The sequence below is a fragment of the Vibrio owensii genome (assembly GCF_002021755.1).
Lineage (GTDB): Bacteria > Pseudomonadota > Gammaproteobacteria > Enterobacterales > Vibrionaceae > Vibrio > Vibrio owensii.
In genome coordinates this window covers 462,598-484,711 of the sequence record NZ_CP019960.1, presented here as the reverse complement: position 1 = coordinate 484,711, position 22,114 = coordinate 462,598, and the positions used below count along the sequence as shown (strand labels likewise).

Genomic DNA, 22,114 nt, shown 5'->3' with positions numbered 1-22,114 from the left:
ACAAATCCAAAGCGGGAAGTTTTGGCTTTTACACCTGTTTATCAAACCATTCGGTCATCAGCGCCACCAGCTTTTGATGCACAGGACTTAACGTATTGCCTCGCTTTAGTAACACATAGCCTGCACGACCTTCGTTCGCCATGAAATCGATGTTTAACGGGACAAATTCGCCTTTCTCATCATGAGCCTGCACTAAATGATGAGGAAGCAAAGCAAAGCCATCATTTTTCAATAATCGCATCAACACATCGATGTTACTGATTCGAGAAATGTTTGGCGACATCACCTGTTGATTACCAAGTGCGCTGGTGCTGAAATTTTCTGCAATGTACTGATGATGTGACGCGAGATCCTGCAGAGTCACAACGGGTTTCTGCGCTATTGGACTTTTACGATGCGCATAGAAGGTAAATCTTGGGTAGCCCAAGTTAATGAACGACATCCCTTCGGTTGGGAACGCTTTGCCGCTGTTAAGTACCACCGCAAAATCCGCTTGTTTCGCCATGAGCATTTCTAACGCTTCATCTCGGCTGCGATGTAACCAATGAATCGCGGTACTCTTGTATTGCTTACGCAAAGAAAGATCGATGTCCGCTATGGCATCACACGGTACCGACATGTCGTGGCAAATCGTTATCTCCGGAACATCCCCTTGAGAGTAGCTATCACAAGAAAGCTCTAAAGACTGCATTTGATAAAGAATGTGTTTGGCTTGGGTCAGTAACGTCACTCCGACCTCCGTCAAGACTGGTGTCCTTCCTTTGCGTTCAAACAAGATCACATCCCAATCAATTTCTAGGTCGCTGACTTGGTGGTGTAGCGTCGCTCTGTCTTTCCCGATTACCCTTGCGGCTTGGCTAAATGATCCATGCTCTGCGACAGCAACAAATGCAGTAAGTTGGTCAAAACTGGCTCTAGGCATAGAAGGTCCTCAAACAATAAACCCGTTTATCTTAGCTCAATCCAAACCACCTTGTTGCAAAATCTGCAACATAACTGAGATTACATGGTGAATACGAAGCGTAATAATGACTTCGTATTGAAACGTTACGAGGGCAATTCAATGAAAGGTTTTAGCAAAAAAGTACTTCTAGCAGCATCAGTCGCAATGGCAGTTGGCAGCATCTCTACTGCAGCAAATGCGTGTTCACGTTTGGTTTGGGAGACTCAAGACCACGGTGTATTTGTCTCTCGAACTATGGATTGGATGGAAGCCAATCAGCCAACCATTGATGTTCGTCACGCGGGCCAAACCTACAGCGGCTACGATAAAGACGATGCGCTTACATGGACATCGAAATACGCCTCTATCGGTGTGAGCATTTACGGCGTGGGCATTATTGATGGCTTTAACGAGAAAGGCTTTGCGGCTAATGCGCTTTTCTTGGATGAAGAAAACCCAGGCGCACCACAAGCTGGCAAACAACAAATCGAAAACTCGCGCTTTGTCGCTTACCTGATTGATAGTTTTGCATCCGTTGATGAAGCATTGAAGCATCTAGATTCAATCCAAATCCAACAGTTCAGCCACAATGGCATCGAAATGAAGGGACATTATTCATTAGAAGACGCAAGTGGTGACTCTGCTGTGTTGGAATACATCGGCGGCGCATGGCAAGTTCATCATGGCAAACAATATGACGTGATGACTAACAGCCCAGAGTACGCGCAACACTTGAAAAATTGGCAAGAAGCGCAACCAAAAGCGAAGAGTGATGTGAATGGTGAATTCCCGATCCCGGGTAACATTAATTCTGCTCAACGTTTTATCTGGAACAGCTACATGAAGGACCAGCTTAAAGAACCTAGCAGCTACACCAATGGCATTGCGAAACTGGATAGTGTGACCTACAAAATCCCATTGGATGCGGCAAACCGCCCAGTGAATGGCGAAATGCGTGGCTACGCAACCATCTATGGTTTGGTGTACAACCTAGACCAAAAAGTGATGAACGTGCGTTACCAGTATGACGACAGTTACACGCAGTACTCAGTGGACTTTAACAAGTTGAATGACGGACATAACTACACCATCAAAGCCGATTTACCGGATCTGTTTGGTGACATTTCATCCCGCTTAGAAAAAGGTGATGGCGTCATGGGTCAGCACTTAGTGAAATAGCTTAAACAATAGAACTTGAAAGGTGTGTGGACAAAAGCACCATTCAAAAAAAGCGCCGACATGTTCGGCGCTTTTCCTTTCTATTCGTGGTGTGCTCAATGGCACTGGTCTCGATAATGCCCAGGAGATATTCCCTTCCAAGCGCTGTAAGCTCGAATAAATGAGTTCGCTTCTTGAAATCCCAGTAGGAAGGAGATTTCACCCAGTGACATTTGAGACTTCTCTAAATAGTGATCGGCAAGCTCCACCCGTACCATTTGCAACACGGATTGATAACTTTCAGCTTCTGCCGTGAGCTTACGCTGCAATGTACGTTTACTCATTGCCAGTTTGTCTGCCACCATTTCAATAGCACTGTTCCCCGCAGGCAATGACTCGATCAAGACTGCTCGAACACGTTCAACTGTTGAGGCGCTGGCATCAAGATCTTTTAGCTTTTGGTTCAACCCTTGTTCGAAAAATCCCCACATTTGCGCATTTGAAGTCACGAACGGATGCACTGCATCTTCCGCTTTAAAACGCACCTCTACGCCATCACCTTTGACCAGCGGGCAACCAAAGTAAGCTTGGTATTCCTCAAGATTGTTGGGAAGCTCAGGCAACGTAACTTGTAGCGGTTGAATCCGCTTTCTCGTCGCTAAACGTGCTAACTGGGTAAAGAACACCACTTCTGTCAAAGCCAAAGATTTAGGCAGCGCTTGTCGTTGGCCATAGCAACTAATGCCGAGTTTTGTTTCTTTATCGGTGACGTCTAACGTCATTACCATAGGTCCAATCAACGGCTTATATTGCTGAATCCGTTTGAGTGCGGTGTTCAAGTTCGGACTGCAAATAGCGGCAAAAATTGGAGCATCAAACCCCTCAACCGACATATGTTCAGCAAGGAGCAACGGCATCTCGCGCTCTCCGGACGCTTGTTCAACTCCGACCCAAAGCTGAAAGTACTCATTTGGGCTAAGCGTTGCCTTTTCTCGATTGAACAAGTCGGCAGGTAACTTGGCGTATGCCAGCACCAGTTGCGGATCGATATCCATATCGTTAAGCAGCACTTTCCAACTCTGAGGCACGGTGAATTGACTCGCTCGCTTGATCATATTTGATTCCTAAGCACTTTTTTCCATGGTTTGACGCGATATTTTTAGCACCAATTTTCTTGGTAGGAAAGGCACAATCCATTCAAGCATGAACTTCAAACCACCTTCGTTGAAAGCCACCAACTTACCCTGTTCCATCGCATTGTAACCACACTCTGCAACCGAACGAGGAGACTTGGCATTTTTAAACACTTCCACACCTTGCAAATCCCCGGCAGCAACAAAACCCGTCGCTACCGCACCCGGACACAACGCTGTCGCCGTTACATTGGTGTCTCTAAGCTCTTCCGCTATCGCTTGAGTAAACGATGTAACATAAGCCTTGGTTGCGTAGTACACCGCCTGTAACGGACCCGGCATAAACGACGCCGTTGATGACACATTTAAGATCTTACCGCGATTGCGTGCCACCATGCCTTGCAGATACAAGTGCGTCAGATTGGTTAACGTCACCATATTAAGTTGCATCATGGCTTGGTCTGCCACCAATTCGCGTTCATGGAATTTTCCGTGACCACCAAAGCCTGCATTGTTAATCAACACATCAATTTGCAAGCCTTGCGCTTCGGTTTGCTCAAACACACGCGCAGCAGAATCAGCCTGAGTCAAATCCTCTGCAATCACAGCAACCTGAACCTTGTGTTTATCGCGAAGCTCTGATGCCAGTGCCTCTAGCTTATCTTTAGAGCGGGCAACAAGCACTAAGTCTCTCCCCTTCTCGGCGTGTATACGCGCTAATTCTTCACCGATACCACCTGATGCGCCTGTAATTAATGCTGTATTTGTCATGTGCTTGTCCTCTTAGTATGAGCTAACGTCGTTGTTGGTATGGATAAAGTTTATGCTATCCAATCGCGCCACACACTGGCAGAAGATGACATCTTACTTGCCGATCGTGCCAGCCTGATTAAAGACCGTTGATTACATAAATTTATTACAATGAGAACAAATGATAATTTTTGGATAAAGATTGAACTAGCTAATATGCTTTGAACAGGATGAACACACAGAAGAGGCAAAGGTTATGTCTATCCCATATCCAAGAACGTTTTCTCACATTGGTATTTCCGTACCCGATTTAGAAGCAGCCGTAAAATTCTATACCGAAGTTCTGGGTTGGTATCTGATTATGGAGCCAACTGAAATCGTCGAAGACGACAGTGCGATCGGTGAAATGTGTACTGATGTCTTTGGCGCAGGCTGGGAGCGGTTTCGTATCGCTCACTTATCAACAGGGGATCGAATTGGTGTCGAACTGTTCCAATTCAAGAACCAAGAAAACCCAGAAGATAACTTTGAATACTGGAAAACTGGGATTTTCCATTTCTGCGTCCAAGATCCAGATGTCGAAGGTCTAGCTGAAAAGATCGTTGCCGCAGGTGGTAAGAAACGCATGAAAGAACCCCGTTACTACTACCCAGGCGAAAAACCTTATCGCATGATCTACATGGAAGACCCGTTCGGCAACATCCTAGAAATCTACAGCCACAGCTACGAGTTAACTTACTCGGCAGGCGCATACCAATAAATCATCAAAACTATCCAACGGTGATTGCGCCGTTGGTTTTTTATTTTTCGGGCAAGTGCCCTTTGGGGAAAAGAATGAAAGCGATCACTTACCAAAAAGATCAAGATACCTTCACCTATACCGACATCGACACTCCAGCGATTGCGAGTGGGTTAGATGTGTTAGTAAAAGTTCATGCCGTTGGGCTCAACCCTGTCGATGCTAAAGTGAATCTTTGGCACGAGATGGTCGATGGTATGAACGATACTTTCGTTGGTGGCCTCGATGTTTCGGGGGAAATCGTTGCCATCGGTGACAAGGTATCGGGTTGGCAGGTAGGTGATCGCGTTCTCTATCATGGCAACATGCGTCGAATGAGCGGTGGTTTCGCCGAATACGCAATTCAAGACTCACGTACGTTGATTGCCCACCCTGATGTCGCTCCTGAAGTCGCAGCCGCTTCACCTTGCGCGGGCTGGACGGCCTATCGAGCGCTTGTTGATAAACTGAACATTTCTACGCGTAAGAGCATTTTTATTGCTGGTGGTTCTGGTGGCGTGGGCAGCTTTGCCATTCAGCTCGCTCGCTTCTTCGGTGTAGAAACCATCATCACTACAAGCTCTGGGGCAAACCACGAGTTTGTGCGTTCGTTGGGTGCAACACATGTCATTGACTACAAACAAGAGGATGTACGTGAGCAGATCATGGCTATCACTGAAGGCTTTGGCGTAGAGGTATCATTGGACTGCGTTGGCGGCGACAACGACATTCTGTGTGCTTCAGTGCTTGGTTTTGAAGGTGAAATGGTAGAGCTAGTAAGAACAACGCGTGCAACCGAATACCCAGGAGCCTTTTTGCAAGGGCTCACCTTCCACCAACTGAGCTTAGGCTCTGGTCATGTTCACGGTGAAAAAGGTTTTGCTTCTATCGTTAACGCTGGGGTGGAATTCTCCCACATGCTAGAACGTGGTGAAGTCATGGTGCCTAAATTGGAAGTCGTCGCATTAAAAGACGTCGCTCAAGCTCTAGTGTCTATTCGTCAGCAACGAACGGTCGGAAAGATCGTCGCTAAACTCGTCGACTAAATCCCAAGCGACAAAATAAGGAAAAAAGAAGCGCAAACTCCAAAGCTGTTTGCGCTTCTAAGGGGTATTAGTTTTCTACAAGCAGCATTGCTGATTTCGCCGCCACTTTAATCTCTTCACCGCTAGGCACTTGTTCTCCGGTCATCATATCAACCAGAGCCTTGTTCACTGTCAGTTGCAGTGATTGCGCTCGCGCAGATTTGTTGAGTACCAAGATGCCCTTCTCGCCGCGCTGAAGTACCAACATATCGTCGTTACCTTCCAGTACCGTCATTGGCTCACCATGAACAAGATTATGGAATGCCACCATCTTTGCCATACGTGCGTCCTTCCACGCATTCTGCCATCTTGGTTTGCCATCCACGCCCTTGATACCACTGGTATCCAAATCCGTGTAGATAAGCGGAACACCGCCATCGCGTCCCAGAATGTAGGCATACGCTAGCCATTCGTTCTCTTCATCCATGACCAAATCCAGGAACACATCATTGTTTGGAATATCATGAGTGATCGCGAAAGTAATAGCTCGACGGTTAGATAAAGCCTGACCAAAACAGTACGGGTCGATCAAAGACTTAAAACTGCCCTTCTTCGAGAACGCCTTAAAGATGGTTGAGAACAACGGAAAATCGTATGCACCTAACCGTGTTTCTTTCAAATACGGTTCTAGGAACAGCTCATATTCTTCTTCTGTCGCGCCACCATCTGTGATGATTTCACCAAAGATATGGACGTCTTGAGTAATGTCTTCGGTCCAAACCAACTTTAGGTGTTCTAGCGTCATGTGCTTTGCGGCATCAATACGGAAACCTTTCACGCCCAGAGCCTTAAGCGCTTTCAGGTAAGTACGTTGCTGCTCAATAACATGCTTGCACACACGTAAAGTCGGCAACCCAGGATCGGTTGGACCGCCCGAGATTCGACCATTTTGAACTTCCCACTTGTCTTTCCAATCTTTGATGCCAAAAGCTTCAACGAAGTCATTCTCATCAAATAGCGGTTCTGACAAGTCACCGAATAGAGTCAGATCTTGATACTTGCTTGCATTTTGCTGGTAATCGTCCATCACGGCTTGGCGCGGATATTGTAAATCCGAGCGCAGGTGTGCTTCGTTCGCCATGTGATTAAAGACGACATCGGCGTAAACCAATACACCTACACGGTCGAGTGCTTCAACCATGTTTTTAAAATCTGTGGTATTACCGAGCGCATTGTCGATAACACGATAATCTTGAGGTTGGTAACGCTGCCACCAGCGTTCGTCTTGTGCGCTTTTCATCGGCGGAGAAACCAATACCGAGCCATAACCTAGCTCGCTGATCTCCGCTGCGCGTTGGGCAATGTCAGCATACTTCCAATCAAAAGCGTGCAAGATAACATTTGCACCTGTTGATTGTGTTTCCTGTAAGCCACTCATGTTTCTCTCCTCGTCGCGTTCGCTCACCCATTGTTACTCGTATTCTTCGTGAGCGAATCCAATAGCCAAAATTATAAGAACTATTAGCGAACCTCCCTCACCCCTTTCGCGTTTCTGCTAGGTGGAAAAACAAGGCGTAGCTCATCCCCAGTTAAGGTTTAAACGTCCGTTTAAAAGTATTCGAACGCCCAAGCCAAAACAAAGATCGCAAGGATACCGATTTAAACACCTGTTTTATAAGCATTTTGCAGATAAACCATTCTGATCGCGCCTACTCTCACTATTACGCCTTTTCTCAGTAAGAATGTGAATATGGGGCAATAATTCGATATGTAACAAATATTTAAGAAAGCGAAACTGCTGCTCACGTCACAGTTGGTGCGGTTTATAAATTGATAGGAAAGAAGAGGAAGAGTCGAAATGATGACGAGAGGTGCGCGAATAAAGAACGCTAGATACAAAAATAGCGCGATAAACGCGCTATTTTTTAAGTGCGGTATAACACCTTCACAACGTGCCAACCAAATTTGGTTTTGACTAGGTGTGGAGTAAGAACCTCACCAGAAAAACAAACTTTGTCGAACTGTGGCACCATTTGACCGCGGCGAAACTCACCTAGGTCGCCACCACGTTTACCAGATGGACAAGTCGAGTATTTCTTTGCCAATGTCTGGAATTTAGCACCTTTTTTAAGCTGCTGGATGATGTCTTCAGCTTGTTCTTTATGCTTTACAAGAATGTGTAAAGCGGCTGCTGTATTTGCCATGTGTCTGTCTCTCACTGTTCGGGTGGCGCAAGTTTACCGAATCGCTTCAATATCGCAATAATTTCTCTCATGCCGTTCTTATCTTCATCTTTTGATACTCGGTCCTATCTAACAATTTGATGAAAACTTGGCCGCTAACCGATTCAATTTCACCTTTAATTTGCGCTATTTCCTAAAAAGCTCACTTTTCCACGCTCTACGGTTGAAGCGGTCGCCTTATAAGATTAGATTAGTTACATAAATCAGTGATATTGATAAGGTTATTTTCATGGCAAAAGTCGCGAGTAAAGCGAACCAATCTCAAGGTATGTTGGTGTTTAAACTCACCCTGCAACAGAACTTCGCAATTGGCACACTTAAAGTCCGTGAAATTGTACCTTACATGCCGACCACCAAAATTCCCTATTCGCACCATCATGTAATTGGCACTGTGACAATTCGTGATTTGACGGTGCCAGTCATCGATATGGCGGCAGCAATTGGATTCCGTCCTATCCAAGAGGAAGAATACAAGAATTGCTATTTGATCGTGACAGATTGTCTACGTACCGTAGTGGCATTTATGGTGCGAAGTATCGAGAAGATCATTGAATGTGATTGGAAATCTATCGAAACACCGCCATCAAGTGCGGGTCATAATATCTTTGTAACGGGTATTACTCGCTATGAAGAGAAGATCGTCCAAATGTTGGATGTGGAGCTTCTACTATCGAAGATCTACCCGCAATACGAGAATACCAAGATTCCAATGCTTACAGACATCGAGCGCGAGCGTTTGAAAGCCTTAAATATCCTTTTGGTGGACGACTCTTCTATCGCTCGCAAGCAATTGAGCGACGCGCTAGACCGCATCAACATCCCGTATCAAATCTGTAAAAACGGCTCAGACGCACTCGACTTGATGAAGCGAGATGCAGAAGCTAACCGCCCAATTGACCTTTTAGTGAGTGACATTGAAATGCCAGGGCTGGATGGTTATGAACTTGCGTTTGAAGTTCAAAATGATTCTGCGCTGAACAACTCTTACCGAATTCTTCACACGTCTCTATCAAGCGAGATTTGTGTTGACCGAGCTCACCAAGTTGGCGCTCACGAGGCATTAGAGAAATTCAACGCTGGGGAATTGATTGAAGCGATGCTGCGCGGTGCAAAAGAGCTGGAAGCAAAAGCGATGGCTTCTTAATCATATCTAATAAGTTTGCTTGATCTGGTATACATCAATAACTTTCTCGGCAGTGAACAAACTCGTGATACTCGCTACCGAACATGAAAACAGTGCAACAAAGACGAACATTTTGATGTAACTATTGAGCAATAGCCCTCCGCCGAAGAAATACAGTCCTATCGCGATAACCGTTGGCATAATCAATGCGGGGCGACACACCAATTCCATTGCAAGGGAGAAAAAGTAAACCTCCTCCCTTTTCGCAATCGAATACCAGTTGTAGAAAATAATAGAAGCTGTCGCCCCCACCGCAAACGCTATAGCAATCAGAACACTCGAAAAATGCTGCCCTGCAAACAACACAAACCCCGCTCTGATAGACAATACCGCGCAAAACAGCCAGACCAATAAAGGCCCCCCAACAACTAAACCCATCGTTTCTTTCCTCTGAATCAATTTTAATCGTTATTCAAACAAAAGCAGAAAGATGGGTAAAGGTAATCAAAGCACTCGAATGAGAACTCTGCGACGGCTAGCTTAAAGTCATTAAATTCAGACTATTAGGTGATATTTTGCCTATTTACTTGGCATTGTGTAGCTGCGAGACACGAATTCAGTTTCTTCGACTTGATAAATGTGGTTGATATAAGACGCAAGACTGTAGAGCACATTTGCGAGCAGGTTTGAATAGCGGAACAAAATAGGATCGGGGTGCTTCTTACCTGAATGCTCAACGGCAACCAATGCACGAACCACCTTCTTTGCTTGGCAACGACACAAATGCAACTGGCTTGACGTTGGGTGGCCGCCAGGAAGCACAAACCCTTTAAAGCCGCCATCGATACGAGCTTTGATTGCATCGTAATCGGCTTTTAGCTCATCGACTTCCGCTTCTGTAATCGCGAGTTTTCCGCGGATAGAGCCATTTACATGATATACGTTGGGCTGCATTCGAGTCAGTATGTCACGGCTAAAGTCATCGAGTTCCATCGATAGAACCAACCCAATTCGGCTACACAACTCATCAGCAATGATTTCAAAGTCACATACTGGACTGTCTTCATAGATGAATGGGTAACAAATCTCGTCAAGTTCCTTGCTTACTGGTCTCATGCTCTTTCTCTGTGCTTTGGTTCTAATAAAAAAGGGAGTCAGTATAACCTAACTCCCTTTGGGCAATCACATCCGTTTAAACGATCATAAGTTAGAAAATCGGCTTATGCGTTTTCGATTTTCTTGTGACCTTCTTGAAGGTGAACGAAATCAACCAGATCATCGCCTGATACTTGGTAAGCTTGACCAAAGCCTTTTACGAATAGACCTTGCTCTGCTTTTAGATTGAACAGAACGAAGTCTTCTAGTTGGCTCAGACCATCGATGATCTCACCAAAACGATCTTTCATTTGACCAACAACTTGTTGCCACATTTCAGTATCACGCTCAACAACGGTTGCAACCGCATCAAACGTTAGACGCTTACGAGCGAACAACTGCTTCGACGAGTCTTCGTCTTCAATCATCATCAAAGATACGTTTGGATTCTCTAGTAGGTTGCGTGCGTGACGAGCAATCTGAGAAATAAGAACGAAGTAACCTTCCTGGTTTTGAACGTATGGGGCGTAACTTACGTTTGGACGGCCTTCCGCATCAACGGTTGCTAATTGAATGGTACGACGCTCCTGACGAAATTCCTTAATTTCTGGTCCTAGACGACCTTGTAAACGCTCTTGTTTAACTTGCTGATCCATTTTGATACCTAACTTTACTTGTTTGTTGTTCCGAGTTTTAACTCGGTTATTCTTTAATAAAATGACACTGCGCTAACGAATTAGTGCAGTGTCATGCTCATTCGAGACTACTTGTTGAACTCTGCTTGCATTGCACGGAATGCTGTTACTTGATCTTCGATTAGCTCACGCTTCTCGTTGCGGCCTAGGTAAATCTTAAAGATATTGCTGCCACACTCAGAGAAGAAACCAAAGTAATGGCTCTCACGGCCCATGAAAGGCTTGCTTACTAGCGCAATGTTTTTCACGTTATCCAGTTTTAGGTGGCCATGAAGCTCACCTTCTTTACCCATAAGGTTGTAGTAACCACGAGCAACTTTACCTTTCGGGAACGGCGCTTTTACTTCAAAGATAGAACCAAAAGAATGAACGATAGTTGTTACTGGGCCAAAACCAACAAGACCTTCTAAGATGCTTTGTGCTTGCTCGCCTGGTGCTACTGCAACCATCTCTTGAGGAAGTGCAGCTACCACTTTAAACTCTGATACACCAAGGCGCTCAGCCATTGCTGCTGGAAGTAGTTGCGGCTCTTGTTCTAGTAGGGATTCGACCTGTTGCTTAATTGATTCCATTGTTTTTTCCATTTCTTTCAGATTAATTGTTAGATACTTTTGGTACGTTTTCGTTCATTTCAGAAGTCAGTACTTGAATACATGCCTGAGCCAGAGACACAGCCCAGAAGCTACCTGCTAACGTCAGAACTAAACTGCGCTCTTGTAACTCGGCCAAACCTTTGTCATGCCAAACTTTGAATAGTGGCATCAGGAAACTGAAGGTGTCTTCGCCCATAAATGCTGGCAGCTTGCTCGCCTGAACAATGCCTCGATCAAAGCCGGACTTCAGTGCTGCGAATAGCGGCTCAAGTGGGCTTTGCTTCATCATCATTGCGATGGTGCTCTGCCCTTCATTTACAGCTTTAACGTAAGTGTCTAGCGTGCGGTGCTGCATCATGCCGTAACCACCGATGTTACCGCCCGCTCCACAACCGACAGGCAGTACTTCTGCATAGGTCTTCGCTAAGCTGTTGTATAAGCTGCGTTCACGGTTATCAATTGCCCAGTGGTTCACGCTAAGCTGCTTCATGTGGTGCTCTGCCATAAACTTGGCACCAAGCTCGTACATGCCCGCTTTTTCCGGAGTCGTTGCAGGTGGCGGCATTTTTCCTTTTTCAACCAAATTGAGCATTGGCGCTGTACCGCCAACTACTAGCTGATAAAGGTCCAAGCCATGAGCGCCTGTAGACATGAAGTCCTTAAGATCTTGCTCTAACACTTCTTTTGTTTGGTAAGGCAGGCCGTAAAGTAAATCAATGATGACAGGAATCTTGTCTTCTTTTGCCAACTCACTAACGCGATTCAATACGTCTTCGCGATCATCCAAACGCTTAGCGCTGCGACGAACTTTGGTATTAAAGCTCTGCACACCAAATGAGAAACGGTTGAATCCGCCGTCTAGCGCACCTTGATATAACTCGTCAGAGAATCGGTTGATACGACCTTCAAGTGTAATTTCGCAGTCAGCTGCTAGAGGGAAATAGTCGTGAATGGCCTGACCAAGAATGCGAACTTGTTCTGGTGCCAGATCCGTTGGCGTGCCACCGCCGATGTAAACCGCATGGAAGATGCCACTTTGCGTCCACGGCATCGCCGCTTTCTCTTTCAGCTCTTTCATCAGAGCATCAAAGTATTCATCGACTAACTTACGGCTGGCAGCATTTTGGAAGAAGTTACAGAAAGTACAGCGCACTCGACAGAATGGAACATGAATATATAAGCAGCGCTTATTGTTCTTAGTCGTCGTTTCCGAGGTGATTCTCGATAGGATGTCACCTTGTTGTGGCGGCGGCACTGGCATGCTACTGCCACCCGCATGCGCAGAGTGTTTTTTCACAAAAGCAAAGCGCAACGGATCGGGGCTATCACTCCCAAGGATTGATTCGTCAAATTTATAAATATCGACGGTCATATTTACTCACTTAAAGCCCACCACACAAAGGATTGAGGCTCATTTCAAAAAAACTGCAAAGATCATAATTTGGCCGTAATGATAATGCAATTGATAATTGATCTTATTTCTTTTGTAAGTGATAATCAGTCCAAGTTGATAATGATTAGCAATACCGAGATTTACCCGTGAACGTAAAAAGATATGTCATTGCCGGAGGCGCCTCTTTAGTGGTGCACGCTGCACTGCTTTTTGTCTCCCAAGAGACGAAGGTGTTTGCAATGCCTGCAGGGAATCCTACTAGCTCGGTTAGCCTCAATTTAGTCTCGGCTCCCAAACCAGTCCAAGCTGAACCGACACCACAAGAAGTGGTAGAAGAGAAGCAACCAGAGCCACAAAAAAAGCCTCAACCAAAGCCAGAGCCTAAACCGGTTAAAAAGACGGTAGAAAAGCCAATCGTGAAGAAAGAAGCGATCAAAAAGAAACCTGTCGAGAAAAAACCGAAGCCAGTTAAGAAGCCGCAAACATCTAAGCCTGTTGCCAAGAAAGATCCACAGCCAAAAGAAAAAGTGGAAAAGAAAGTGGCAAAAGAGCCTGTACCGCAACAAAAAGCAGCGCCGACGGAACAATCAAAAGGCGCAACGTCTCAGCCTGTGATGATTGATCAGCCTGCTTTTGTTTCCCAGCCTGTTCAGCCTCGTTACCCTCGTTCAGCTCGTAAACGTGGTATCGAAGGCGTGGCACTTTATGAGGTTTGGTTGGACGAAAATGGCAACCAAGTAAAACAAGTACTTATCGAATCTTCCGGTGCAGAAATGCTCGACGTTTCAGCACTGCGTGCCATCAAACAATGGCAATTCTCACCACATATTTCTGGCGGGCAAAAAGTTGCTCACCGAGTTCAAATCCCAGTTCGTTTTAAGTTGGATGGATAATGGAACAGCTACAACATTTACAAACCCAATTTGGTCTTATGACTTGGCCTTTAGTTATTTGCTCTGCACTTACAGTCATGATCATTGCGGAACGACTCTTTCAAGTATTCATCAGTCTAGGCGTAGGCAAACGCGCAATTCGTCAAAAGCTGAATAACCTTGATCCGACCAACAACAAAGATATCGAAGCGCTAGCGGATGAACTTTCAGGCAAACGCCCTCTTCTCTATCGCGGCGTTGCAATGTTGCTAGCGCATCACTCATTTTCTAAATCTTTGCGAGAAGATGCGGCAGGGATTTGGCTACAAGAAAAGCGCCATCAATTGCATTCAGGTCTTCGTTTATTGACTCTGATTGGCGTGATCAGCCCGCTTATCGGTTTATTAGGTACGGTACTTGGCCTGATCGATATGTTTAAAGGCATAGCGTCTTCCACAGGTAACATCACGCCAAACGATTTGGCTGATGGCCTAGGTCTCGCGATGCGCACGACTGCCGCTGGCTTGATCATCGCGTTACCTGCTATTTCTGGTGCACAACTGATTGGTCTTTGGGCTGACCGCGTTATTGCCAAGCTTGAGCACACACTGAACTATGTAAACCTCTGGTTAGAAGGCATTTCTTTGCAACACGTTTCTCCAGAAAACAACAAAGAAATCGCAACGGTTGCTGATCATGTGGAAGCGAGAAGCTCATGATTAAAGCACCTCAAGACAATAGCAGCCATGGTTTAACACCGGACCTAACCCCGTTACTGGATATTATCTTTATTGTAATGGTGTTCTTGATGTTGACTGCAGCGGTGAAGCTCGACTCTTTGGATGTCAACCTTCCAAGCACTGATTCCCAAGCCGTTGCTGAAGTTGATAAACAATCAATTACGGTCAACATCCTTAAAGACGAGCCGCACTGGGCAATCAATGGCAAGTCTTACATCGATTGGGAAAACTTCACGATTGCTCTGCTAGAAGAAAGTAAATCAACAGATAAACCGATTGTGATTGGCGCTGAAAAAACCGCCGATATTCAGTCACTGGTTAAGCTTCTTGGCTTTTTACAAGAAAACGGAATTCAAGCGACTCAATTGCTCACTGAAGAGTCGCAATAAAAGAACATAAGATTGAGAACATCCTAATGAATAAAACACTATCTCCAGTACGCACCGCCTTAACAGCAGCTGTCACGATGCTGGCAAGTGCGAGTCTTTTTGCCAATGAAGCCCCATCTTCTGAACGTGTTGTTAGTGCGGGTAGCGCTGTCACCGAATTGCTTATCGCGCTTGATGCGAAAGACAGCCTTGTTGCTGTTGACGTCACCAGCCAACTTCCAAAAGAAATGGAATTGCCAAAAGTAGGTTACCACCGTCGTCTGTCTGCTGAAGGTTTACTAGCACTTAGCCCAACTAAAGTGATTGGTTCTGATGAAATGGGCCCGAGCACAACACTTGAGCAACTAAAGTCTGCTGGTGTAGATGTAGAGATTGTAAACACAGAAGCAAATGTTGAAGGTCTTGTGGATCGCATAGACCAAATTGCCAACATCATGCATCGTCAAACTCAAGCAACAGCGCTAAAAACAGAAGTTGAAACGCAAGTAAAAGCACTTGAGAGCAACCAACCTGCAAAAGCTGACAAAAAGAAAGTCCTCTTCCTTCTTATTCATGAAGGTCGTCCTGCAAACGTCGCAGGTTCAGAAACCACGCCAGATGCCATCATTCAGCTTGCGGGTGGTGAAAACCCAGCGGCAGGTCAGCTATCGTCATACAAACCTCTATCTACAGAGGCCATGGTTGAAATGCAGCCTGATGTAATCCTAGTAAGTGGCCGCAGTTACCAAACAATGGGTGGTGCAGATGCCATTTTGAAAGCGATGCCTCTGCTTGCAGCTACCCCGGCTGGGATGAACAAAAACATCGTGACGATTGATGGCCACGCACTCGTAGGTGGTTTGGGACTAAAGAGCCTTTCTGAAGCGAAGCGCCTAAATGAGCTGCTATACCCGTAGAGAGATTCAATGCTATTAAGACGTACCCCTTTACCTACTATTCTGCTTGCTTTATCCGGCATCTTAGCCTTTATCGCAGTTGCTTCAATTACTGTAGGCCCAATGAATATCAGCTTCGCAGACAGCCTGCGAAGCTTAACAGGGGCAAGCTCTGACCTTGCTCCTCACATCCAACTGGTTATCAACGAAATACGACTTCCTCGCACTATTCTTTGCATGTTTATCGGTGCCATTTTAGCGATCTGTGGTGTCGTCATGCAGGGCTTGTTCCGAAACCCACTCGCCGAGCCTGGCATCATCGGTGTCTCTGCTGGTGCGGCGCTAGGTGGTGCATTTGCTATCGTCGTTTTTGCTGATTTCAGCCAAAACTACCCAACATTAATGAACCTAGCAGCACTGCCTTTTTTTGCTTTCTTGGGCGGCGCAATCACTACTGTCTTAGTTTACTGGCTGGGTACAAGCAAGTTTGGTACATCCGTTACCATCATGCTTCTTGCTGGTGTTGCTATCAGTGCATTATCAGGGGCCGCTATTGGCTTCATGAACTTCATCGCAGACGATCAAATGCTGCGTGACTTAACGCTGTGGTCTATGGGATCACTAGCCGGTGCGAATTGGTCAGGTATTGGCTTAGCGGCCGTGACATTGGTATTGCTGATGTTCTGGTTCCAGAAAAAAGCGATGTCGCTAAACGCTCTCCTACTGGGCGAATCTGAAGCAAGGCATTTGGGCGTTCCCGTTCAGAAGCTAAAACGACAGCTCATTTTGTTATCTGCAGTAGGTGTGGGGATTACCGTGAGTATCTGTGGCGCTATTGGCTTTATCGGCCTTGTTATTCCTCACTTAGGTCGTATGCTCGCAGGTCCTGACCATCGAACTCTGCTTCCTATTTCTGCTTTGATGGGCGCATTACTTCTTACGGCAGCAGATATGTTTGCACGTGTCGCAGTTGCACCAGCAGAATTACCAGTAGGTATCGTTACTGCACTGATTGGTGCTCCATTCTTTATCTACTTACTGTTCCAACAAAAAGGGAAAATCCTGTAATGAATAACACCGTTTTGTCGGGCAGAAATATTTCGATGCGATACGGAAGCCGTGTCGTTCTGGACGACATCAGTATTGAGATTAGAGCTGGAGAAGTCACAGCATTGCTTGGTCCGAACGGAGCCGGCAAGAGTACGTTATTAAAGCTGCTGTGTGGTGAAATCCCATCTCAAAATGATATCGAATTCTTTGGTACCCAAAAGAATGATTGGGAACCTGCAGAGAGTGCAAAACACGTCGCGATGCTGCCGCAACACAGCACATTGACGTTTCCATTCTTAGCGAGAGAAGTGGTCGAGCTCGGAGCAATCCCTCTTTCTATCTCCAATAAAGAAACCAGTGAACTCGCGTTGCATTACATGCAACAAACTGATGTTTTGCATTTAGCTGATAGCCTCTACCCTGCCCTATCTGGTGGTGAAAAGCAGCGTTTGCATTTAGCACGTGTTCTCACTCAGCTTCATCAGTCTGGCGATAAGAAAATCTTGATGTTAGATGAGCCGACCTCCGCTTTGGATTTGGCTCACCAGCACAACACCTTAAAAATTGCTCGCGCAGCAGCCAAAGAGAATAATGCTGCCGTCGTGGTTGTGTTGCATGATTTGAACTTAGCTTCTCAATATGCAGACCGCTTAGTCCTGCTGCATGATGGCAAGTTAGTATGTGATGACACGCCTTGGAATGCACTGACTCCAGAACGCATTGAGCAAGTCTATGGCTACCGCTCAATCGTGACTAAGCACCCAACCTTGGATTTTCCTCAAGTGCACGCAGCGGCTTAATCAGCGCGTTTTAAGCCCTTGTTTGTCATTCCAAATGATAGGCATACAAAAAGCCCCGCAACGTTGCGGGGCTTTTTGTTTTGGGGTTATTTGCTCATTTGAATCAACGAACGACCAATCAACCACTCTAGCTCTTTGTCGCTACCTGCACCAAATTGGCTTTCTGCCATCTTGTACAAACGGTCGATGCCATTTGCAGCAAACTCATGTGCGCTTTCTGAAGTAACAATATGGTGGAACAATAGACGCAAGATCGCTAAGAATTCAGTATCTTCTAGAGCCTTAATCCAGCTCTTAGAGAACGCATCCAGACCTTTATCAAATTCTAGATGTTCTACGAACATTTTGAAGATACGACCGTCTAACGCGGCGGTAAAGTCCGTTTTCTTAGGGAAATGGTGGCTAATACCTGTACGCGATACACCTGTTTGTTGACTTAACGTGGTGTAAGACATTTTGTCATAACCAAGTCTTAGAAGCTGATCAACAACGGCATCCATGATTTTCTGGATAGTGATTTCGGTATCTTCTTTACTACGCTTTGGCATATTTTAAGCTCTTCTCTTTGTAAATCCATCTAACTCACAATTAAATGAGGCCAGAATGAAAATCATCCTCAGCATTATGTACTGTATGCCTCTAACAACAAATCAGAGGACCAATCATAACTAAAGTGCACTGCGTAACGTGCAATTTACAGTGATATTTCTGTCAATACATGTGACTCAAAATATGGCGAAAAGTCCACTCCATCAAAACCTTGCACCAAATCATTCATCGAAACTATTCTCAGGCTAAGAATGATAATTATGTAAAAATAATTAATCCGGAAATAGTCTTATAAATTGAACCCCAGTTCAACTAACCTGACAAAAATCTCACGAATATCTAGGTTAATTGATTTTAAATATTGATACATATCACATTAATTTCCTTAAGGAAGTTCTAATAAAATTAATTAACCCACTGTTAACAACATAACATACCGTGCCTTTTTTATCCAAAATCATTCATTTTTGTAGATAGAGATCAAATACCTGATAGAATACCCACAGTATTTACAAGAGGATTCGTTATGAGTGTCGAATTAGAAGAAAACCAAGTATGTGAAGCTTGCGGTTGCGCTGGTGAAATGGGTTTTATCATCAAAGAAGGTGACGATGTTGCCGACGTAACGATTTTCGCAGAGACTAAAGCAGCACTAGAAGCTGAGTTGGCGAAATACATCGAACTAGCAACACAAGTTTGTGCTGACGTTGAATACAACGTTTCAGAACTGACAGAAGAATCTAAAGAGCTAACGGCTCGATTCAAGTTTGAAGTAAGTGCTGAAAAGCTTATCTTTGAACTTAAGACTCGCTCTCTAGCGCGTTAATCATCGATATATAATCGACATATAGATAAAAGCGAGCTCTTAGCTCGCTTTTTTAATGCTTGATTGGTTTGTTACTGGTTGTCTTTCTGAAACACAACCCACTTCAGTGAACCGTTGGTTTCAAAGTCATTCTCATCGGTACACACGAGCAATACGCCATCTATGTTTAGCACCGCCCCAGTCGTGTATGCCTTATCGTCGTAGTAACAAACCCGCTGTCCTAGTTTCCCGTCTGCCACTACTAGAGCCTTAGTATCTGGTGTACTGTAAGATTTTGCTAATACAACGCCTGAGAAGGCCATAGCAGTACTCGCGACCAGCATAGAAATCGTTCTTAAGTTCATGAATATCCCCTCAATGAAGACCACATAAGTTAACAAAGAAACGTTTCATGTTCTTGGCAGCATCTCATATTCTTGAGACATTAGACTGTAGCGGCCTACTATGCTTTACGTTATCCTTTTCCACTTATCCTCAATACTGTATCGGTTATGCGCGCTTTACTTATCTCACTCGCTCTGACGGCTTTTTCCAGCTCATCCATTGCTTATGAGCTCGATTACTATGCCAAATTTGGCCATACCGATAACTATGGCAACATTGACCTTCGTAATAAGCCCTATACCACGATACCTGATGGATTGGTTGTAAAAGGCAATCTAAACATTTCACAAACACCAATCACCAAATTACCGAGAGGGTTAGATGTTCAAGGAAGCCTAGAAGCCACCAACAGCGCATTAAAAACGATAAGACCAGGGGTAAAAATTAAGGGTTACGCGAACTTACTCGGTAGTAAGATTGAACGTTGGCCACGCGGTGTCAAATTAGGCGGCTATTTAAACTTAACCGATAACCCGTTAACCAGTTTGCCCGCAAGATTAAGAGTGAAAGGCGATCTAAGCGTCATTCGCACACCGCTTACCGAACTGCCGGAAGGTTTAATCGTGGATGGTAACCTGTACATAGGTGGTTCTAAACTGACAAAATTTCCAGACACCATGACAGTGAAAGGCAATATCTTTTTGGGCGGAAATCGAGTTACGAAATGGCCAACGAATTTGACCCTAGGTGGCGCAGTTGCGCCATAGAAAGGCTTGGATGAAAGCTCCTTCCTGAAACCAAGCGCTCAGTACTTTATTGCAAAGCACTGAGCGAAGTTTAAATCATTCTTGGTTGTTTACTGGGTTAGCGTAACTAGCCACTAAGTAACTGTGAGCACCGTTAGGCAGTTGCTCCAACTTCTCTTGCAACTGAGATTTCACCGACTCCGTAATCGACTCATCTTCACGACCCGCAGCAAGCAGGTTGATTGGGAACACACGATAGTTATTGTGAATTTGACGATCGATTTCGTTCGCGAGCTCATCCGGAGTCTCAAACTCTTGATCGATCACATCACCAAATGCAACGTGTACTTTACCTTTGTAGCCAACGATACCTTGAATGATGCTTTCGATATCTTCGAATTCACCTTTCTCGTAGCTACCATTCTCTGCTTTCTCATACAGCTCTTTGGCTTTTGCAATGTCACAAGGGTCATTCTGGTAAGAGATGGAAACAGGCACAATCTTCAATGAACGCGTGTATTCACCAAAACTTACTTTTTGCTTACGCCCTTCAACATGAAACATCTTTAAGATGGCAGGATCAGTAAAGTCATTACCGTCTTTGGCACGACCTTCTTTTTGCGCAATCCAAATCGAGTTGCCGGTATCAAGAGAGTGCTTGATGTAGCTTGATAGCAAGCCCAACGCTTTCATCATTTCGCGCGGCGCTTTCGCCGAGCGTTTAACGATAAAGCTTTTGTTCAATCTCATTAGCTCAGTCGCACAAGGCTTCTTAAGCAGGTTGTCACCAATTGCAATACGCACTGTACGATGATCCGTTTGGTGCAAACCGTAGTTTACTAGAGCAGGATCCATCGCGATATCACGGTGGTTAGAAACAAATAAGTAAGACGTATTCTTGTCCAGTTGGTCAAGGCCAGAAAACGTCACACCGTCAGTGGTGCTATTAAGCGTATCTTGAAGATACTTCTTCACTTCCAGCTGAATTGCCTCCACAGAATCCAATTTGCTCCACTTCGCTTTTAAGTAGACACGGATAATCGGACTCATGAGAGTTTTGAACCACGCAGCTTTGTTTGCAAAACGGTGGTTTAAAATCGCGCTGATAAACTCATCGTCTTTGATCAGGCGGTCCAGCGCAGCTGGGATTTCTTCGTCGTTATATGGACGAATTTCAATATAAGGATCGGTATTGGCAGTCATTATTCAATTCATTTCAAAAAGAGCTGGCACATTTTACGCATTGTTTTGCCAACCCGCAGCAATTCAGACCATACTTTTAACATGGTCATACCAGTACCATTACAATTTCTATTCGCAAAAAAATCTGTTATCCGGTTGGCAATTTAGGGGTTTAGCGTTACCCTTAGCGCCCCAAAAACTCTGGTATTCACAATGAACTACGCAATTGAATTTCACGACGCTAATTACCCTTTTCTTAATGTTGCTGCGCGTAAAAAAGCGCTAAAACACAGCTTACTATCAGTAGTAGAAGGTTTGGCGATCATTAAATTGGGTAAACATGAGTATGCCATTGAACCGGGTCAGTATTTCTGGATTCCTCAGGGATGTTTGAGCTCCCTCACCTTTTTGCCTAACACGCGAGTAACTCGCTGTGACTTTTCTGTGCGCTTAACTGACGCATTTGCTCAACAAGCAGGTTACGTGAAGCCATCTGCTCTATTGTCAGCGTTGATTGAAAAGTTAGTGACAACAAAAGCACGTAGCGAACACCAGATGGATTTACTGGCAGTTGTTAGACATGAAGTTCTGACACTAAAGCCAATGTTGACTGGCTCTCCACTGACAGACTCGATTAATAAGTGGAAGCCGGGCTGTGATTCTTCAATTTCGATAGAGCTTTGTCTTGTCTTGACCTTAAGAGAAGCACGTAAGATGAAGTTGTCAGGCAAGAAGCAAGCGGACATCGTTGCAAGATTGTTCGACAACAACGACGAAGAATACGAACAGTTGTGTTTTTTAGTGTTTGGGGAAGCACTATAAAAACTAACGA

Annotated in this window: 26 protein-coding genes; 13 read left to right on the top strand and 13 right to left on the bottom strand. The window is 45.0% G+C overall.

Features of this window, described 5'->3' with window-relative positions; translation table 11 throughout:
- Window positions 1-28: 28 nt before the first annotated feature.
- A complete protein-coding gene (locus A9237_RS18735) occupies window positions 29-922 on the bottom strand; it encodes a LysR family transcriptional regulator (RefSeq protein WP_078609060.1) in 894 nt (297 codons plus the stop codon).
- A gap of 84 nt (window positions 923-1,006) precedes the next feature.
- Between A9237_RS18735 and A9237_RS18730 the strand changes: the two genes are divergently transcribed.
- Complete coding sequence (locus A9237_RS18730) at window positions 1,007-2,122, top strand: linear amide C-N hydrolase (RefSeq protein ID WP_078609058.1); 1,116 nt, start codon at window positions 1,007-1,009, stop codon at window positions 2,120-2,122.
- Window positions 2,123-2,217: 95 nt separating this feature from the next.
- Here A9237_RS18730 and A9237_RS18725 read toward each other — a convergent pair whose 3' ends face one another.
- Complete coding sequence (locus tag A9237_RS18725; protein ID WP_078609055.1) at window positions 2,218-3,216, bottom strand: AraC family transcriptional regulator; 999 nt, start codon at window positions 3,214-3,216, stop codon at window positions 2,218-2,220.
- A 9-nt stretch (window positions 3,217-3,225) separates the two neighbouring features.
- Window positions 3,226-4,005 (bottom strand): SDR family NAD(P)-dependent oxidoreductase, encoded by a 780-nt coding sequence (locus A9237_RS18720; protein ID WP_078609053.1) that lies wholly within the window; start codon window positions 4,003-4,005, stop codon window positions 3,226-3,228.
- A gap of 235 nt (window positions 4,006-4,240) precedes the next feature.
- On the opposite strand from A9237_RS18720, the gene A9237_RS18715 reads away from it, so the two are divergent.
- Both A9237_RS18715 and A9237_RS18710 read left to right on the top strand, forming a co-directional pair.
- On the top strand, window positions 4,241-4,744 hold the full coding sequence (locus A9237_RS18715; protein ID WP_005441115.1) for a lactoylglutathione lyase family protein: 504 nt from the start codon (window positions 4,241-4,243) through the stop codon (window positions 4,742-4,744).
- 74 nt (window positions 4,745-4,818) lie between these two features.
- Window positions 4,819-5,808: a zinc-binding dehydrogenase gene (locus A9237_RS18710; RefSeq protein WP_078609050.1), complete on the top strand. Its 990-nt coding sequence runs from the start codon at window positions 4,819-4,821 to the stop codon at window positions 5,806-5,808.
- 67 nt (window positions 5,809-5,875) lie between these two features.
- Here the strand turns inward: A9237_RS18710 and A9237_RS18705 are convergent, their stop codons facing one another.
- Both A9237_RS18705 and ppiC read right to left on the bottom strand, forming a co-directional pair.
- Entirely contained in the window at window positions 5,876-7,225 is a 1,350-nt protein-coding gene (locus A9237_RS18705; RefSeq protein ID WP_078609047.1) for an alpha-amylase family protein, read from the bottom strand.
- 487 nt (window positions 7,226-7,712) lie between these two features.
- Window positions 7,713-7,991, bottom strand: a complete 279-nt coding sequence (gene ppiC / locus A9237_RS18700; RefSeq protein ID WP_005433507.1) for a peptidylprolyl isomerase PpiC — start codon at window positions 7,989-7,991, stop codon at window positions 7,713-7,715.
- A 268-nt stretch (window positions 7,992-8,259) separates the two neighbouring features.
- On the opposite strand from ppiC, the gene A9237_RS18695 reads away from it, so the two are divergent.
- Window positions 8,260-9,174: a chemotaxis protein gene (locus tag A9237_RS18695; RefSeq protein ID WP_005441118.1), complete on the top strand. Its 915-nt coding sequence runs from the start codon at window positions 8,260-8,262 to the stop codon at window positions 9,172-9,174.
- Window positions 9,175-9,180: 6 nt separating this feature from the next.
- Here the strand turns inward: A9237_RS18695 and A9237_RS27385 are convergent, their stop codons facing one another.
- From A9237_RS27385 to hutW, 5 genes are all read right to left on the bottom strand, one after another.
- Window positions 9,181-9,591 carry a hypothetical protein gene (locus tag A9237_RS27385; protein ID WP_078609045.1) on the bottom strand — a complete coding sequence of 137 codons (411 nt, stop codon included), beginning with the start codon at window positions 9,589-9,591 and terminating at the stop codon, window positions 9,181-9,183.
- A 141-nt stretch (window positions 9,592-9,732) separates the two neighbouring features.
- The gene (locus A9237_RS18685) at window positions 9,733-10,269 is read right to left on the bottom strand and encodes an ATP:cob(I)alamin adenosyltransferase (RefSeq protein ID WP_078609042.1); all 537 of its coding nucleotides are present in this window, start codon (window positions 10,267-10,269) and stop codon (window positions 9,733-9,735) included.
- Window positions 10,270-10,373: 104 nt separating this feature from the next.
- Window positions 10,374-10,904, bottom strand: coding sequence for a heme utilization protein HutZ (gene hutZ / locus A9237_RS18680; RefSeq protein WP_005441121.1), 531 nt, complete (start codon window positions 10,902-10,904; stop codon window positions 10,374-10,376).
- A gap of 107 nt (window positions 10,905-11,011) precedes the next feature.
- The gene (hutX, locus tag A9237_RS18675; RefSeq protein WP_078609040.1) at window positions 11,012-11,515 is read right to left on the bottom strand and encodes a heme utilization cystosolic carrier protein HutX; all 504 of its coding nucleotides are present in this window, start codon (window positions 11,513-11,515) and stop codon (window positions 11,012-11,014) included.
- A gap of 22 nt (window positions 11,516-11,537) precedes the next feature.
- The gene (hutW, locus tag A9237_RS18670; protein WP_078609039.1) at window positions 11,538-12,908 is read right to left on the bottom strand and encodes a heme anaerobic degradation radical SAM methyltransferase ChuW/HutW; all 1,371 of its coding nucleotides are present in this window, start codon (window positions 12,906-12,908) and stop codon (window positions 11,538-11,540) included.
- A 167-nt stretch (window positions 12,909-13,075) separates the two neighbouring features.
- Between hutW and A9237_RS18665 the strand changes: the two genes are divergently transcribed.
- The 6 genes from A9237_RS18665 to A9237_RS18640 are packed head-to-tail and all read left to right on the top strand — an operon-like array spanning window position 13,076 to window position 17,655.
- Entirely contained in the window at window positions 13,076-13,822 is a 747-nt protein-coding gene (locus tag A9237_RS18665) for an energy transducer TonB (RefSeq protein WP_038893514.1), read from the top strand.
- Window positions 13,822-14,520: a MotA/TolQ/ExbB proton channel family protein gene (locus A9237_RS18660; protein ID WP_005441125.1), complete on the top strand. Its 699-nt coding sequence runs from the start codon at window positions 13,822-13,824 to the stop codon at window positions 14,518-14,520. Before A9237_RS18665 ends, A9237_RS18660 begins: the two co-directional genes overlap by 1 nt.
- On the top strand, window positions 14,517-14,930 hold the full coding sequence (locus A9237_RS18655; protein WP_005441127.1) for an ExbD/TolR family protein: 414 nt from the start codon (window positions 14,517-14,519) through the stop codon (window positions 14,928-14,930). The genes A9237_RS18660 and A9237_RS18655 overlap by 4 nt, the downstream gene beginning before the upstream one ends.
- Before the next feature lie 26 nt (window positions 14,931-14,956).
- On the top strand, window positions 14,957-15,826 hold the full coding sequence (locus A9237_RS18650; RefSeq protein ID WP_078609036.1) for a heme/hemin ABC transporter substrate-binding protein: 870 nt from the start codon (window positions 14,957-14,959) through the stop codon (window positions 15,824-15,826).
- Between the two features lie 9 nt (window positions 15,827-15,835).
- Window positions 15,836-16,873: a FecCD family ABC transporter permease gene (locus A9237_RS18645; protein WP_020194069.1), complete on the top strand. Its 1,038-nt coding sequence runs from the start codon at window positions 15,836-15,838 to the stop codon at window positions 16,871-16,873.
- Window positions 16,873-17,655, top strand: a complete 783-nt coding sequence (locus A9237_RS18640; protein WP_078609034.1) for a heme ABC transporter ATP-binding protein — start codon at window positions 16,873-16,875, stop codon at window positions 17,653-17,655. The genes A9237_RS18645 and A9237_RS18640 overlap by 1 nt, the downstream gene beginning before the upstream one ends.
- An 86-nt stretch (window positions 17,656-17,741) precedes the next feature.
- Here A9237_RS18640 and A9237_RS18635 read toward each other — a convergent pair whose 3' ends face one another.
- Window positions 17,742-18,203 (bottom strand): TetR/AcrR family transcriptional regulator, encoded by a 462-nt coding sequence (locus tag A9237_RS18635; protein WP_005441131.1) that lies wholly within the window; start codon window positions 18,201-18,203, stop codon window positions 17,742-17,744.
- A gap of 527 nt (window positions 18,204-18,730) precedes the next feature.
- Here A9237_RS18635 and A9237_RS18630 point away from each other — a divergent pair.
- Complete coding sequence (locus tag A9237_RS18630) at window positions 18,731-19,030, top strand: YfcZ/YiiS family protein (RefSeq protein WP_005441132.1); 300 nt, start codon at window positions 18,731-18,733, stop codon at window positions 19,028-19,030.
- Between the two features lie 71 nt (window positions 19,031-19,101).
- Here the strand turns inward: A9237_RS18630 and A9237_RS18625 are convergent, their stop codons facing one another.
- Window positions 19,102-19,374 (bottom strand): YnjH family protein, encoded by a 273-nt coding sequence (locus A9237_RS18625; protein WP_032802124.1) that lies wholly within the window; start codon window positions 19,372-19,374, stop codon window positions 19,102-19,104.
- 147 nt (window positions 19,375-19,521) lie between these two features.
- Between A9237_RS18625 and A9237_RS18620 the strand changes: the two genes are divergently transcribed.
- Window positions 19,522-20,121 carry a hypothetical protein gene (locus A9237_RS18620; RefSeq protein ID WP_078609031.1) on the top strand — a complete coding sequence of 200 codons (600 nt, stop codon included), beginning with the start codon at window positions 19,522-19,524 and terminating at the stop codon, window positions 20,119-20,121.
- Between the two features lie 75 nt (window positions 20,122-20,196).
- Here the strand turns inward: A9237_RS18620 and A9237_RS18615 are convergent, their stop codons facing one another.
- A complete protein-coding gene (locus tag A9237_RS18615; protein WP_009704848.1) occupies window positions 20,197-21,303 on the bottom strand; it encodes a 1-acyl-sn-glycerol-3-phosphate acyltransferase in 1,107 nt (368 codons plus the stop codon).
- A gap of 192 nt (window positions 21,304-21,495) precedes the next feature.
- Between A9237_RS18615 and A9237_RS18610 the strand changes: the two genes are divergently transcribed.
- On the top strand, window positions 21,496-22,104 hold the full coding sequence (locus tag A9237_RS18610; RefSeq protein ID WP_078609029.1) for a cupin domain-containing protein: 609 nt from the start codon (window positions 21,496-21,498) through the stop codon (window positions 22,102-22,104).
- Window positions 22,105-22,114 lie beyond the last annotated feature (10 nt).

Coding starts and splice junctions, on each gene's coding strand:
- A9237_RS18705 (WP_078609047.1), bottom strand. CDS start 7,225: ATGAGTGGCTTACAGGAAACACAATCAACAGGTGCAAATGTTATCTTG.
- A9237_RS18715 (WP_005441115.1), top strand. CDS start 4,241: ATGTCTATCCCATATCCAAGAACGTTTTCTCACATTGGTATTTCCGTA.
- A9237_RS18630 (WP_005441132.1), top strand. CDS start 18,731: ATGAGTGTCGAATTAGAAGAAAACCAAGTATGTGAAGCTTGCGGTTGC.
- A9237_RS18640 (WP_078609034.1), top strand. CDS start 16,873: ATGAATAACACCGTTTTGTCGGGCAGAAATATTTCGATGCGATACGGA.
- A9237_RS18735 (WP_078609060.1), bottom strand. CDS start 922: ATGCCTAGAGCCAGTTTTGACCAACTTACTGCATTTGTTGCTGTCGCA.
- hutX (WP_078609040.1), bottom strand. CDS start 11,515: ATGGAATCAATTAAGCAACAGGTCGAATCCCTACTAGAACAAGAGCCG.
- A9237_RS18655 (WP_005441127.1), top strand. CDS start 14,517: ATGATTAAAGCACCTCAAGACAATAGCAGCCATGGTTTAACACCGGAC.
- A9237_RS18615 (WP_009704848.1), bottom strand. CDS start 21,303: ATGACTGCCAATACCGATCCTTATATTGAAATTCGTCCATATAACGAC.
- A9237_RS18695 (WP_005441118.1), top strand. CDS start 8,260: ATGGCAAAAGTCGCGAGTAAAGCGAACCAATCTCAAGGTATGTTGGTG.
- A9237_RS18730 (WP_078609058.1), top strand. CDS start 1,007: ATGGTGAATACGAAGCGTAATAATGACTTCGTATTGAAACGTTACGAG.
- A9237_RS18635 (WP_005441131.1), bottom strand. CDS start 18,203: ATGCCAAAGCGTAGTAAAGAAGATACCGAAATCACTATCCAGAAAATC.
- ppiC (WP_005433507.1), bottom strand. CDS start 7,991: ATGGCAAATACAGCAGCCGCTTTACACATTCTTGTAAAGCATAAAGAA.
- A9237_RS18660 (WP_005441125.1), top strand. CDS start 13,822: ATGGAACAGCTACAACATTTACAAACCCAATTTGGTCTTATGACTTGG.
- A9237_RS18710 (WP_078609050.1), top strand. CDS start 4,819: ATGAAAGCGATCACTTACCAAAAAGATCAAGATACCTTCACCTATACC.
- A9237_RS18625 (WP_032802124.1), bottom strand. CDS start 19,374: ATGAACTTAAGAACGATTTCTATGCTGGTCGCGAGTACTGCTATGGCC.
- hutZ (WP_005441121.1), bottom strand. CDS start 10,904: ATGGATCAGCAAGTTAAACAAGAGCGTTTACAAGGTCGTCTAGGACCA.
- A9237_RS27385 (WP_078609045.1), bottom strand. CDS start 9,591: ATGGGTTTAGTTGTTGGGGGGCCTTTATTGGTCTGGCTGTTTTGCGCG.
- A9237_RS18645 (WP_020194069.1), top strand. CDS start 15,836: ATGCTATTAAGACGTACCCCTTTACCTACTATTCTGCTTGCTTTATCC.
- hutW (WP_078609039.1), bottom strand. CDS start 12,908: ATGACCGTCGATATTTATAAATTTGACGAATCAATCCTTGGGAGTGAT.
- A9237_RS18620 (WP_078609031.1), top strand. CDS start 19,522: ATGCGCGCTTTACTTATCTCACTCGCTCTGACGGCTTTTTCCAGCTCA.
- A9237_RS18685 (WP_078609042.1), bottom strand. CDS start 10,269: ATGAGACCAGTAAGCAAGGAACTTGACGAGATTTGTTACCCATTCATC.
- A9237_RS18720 (WP_078609053.1), bottom strand. CDS start 4,005: ATGACAAATACAGCATTAATTACAGGCGCATCAGGTGGTATCGGTGAA.
- A9237_RS18610 (WP_078609029.1), top strand. CDS start 21,496: ATGAACTACGCAATTGAATTTCACGACGCTAATTACCCTTTTCTTAAT.
- A9237_RS18650 (WP_078609036.1), top strand. CDS start 14,957: ATGAATAAAACACTATCTCCAGTACGCACCGCCTTAACAGCAGCTGTC.
- A9237_RS18725 (WP_078609055.1), bottom strand. CDS start 3,216: ATGATCAAGCGAGCGAGTCAATTCACCGTGCCTCAGAGTTGGAAAGTG.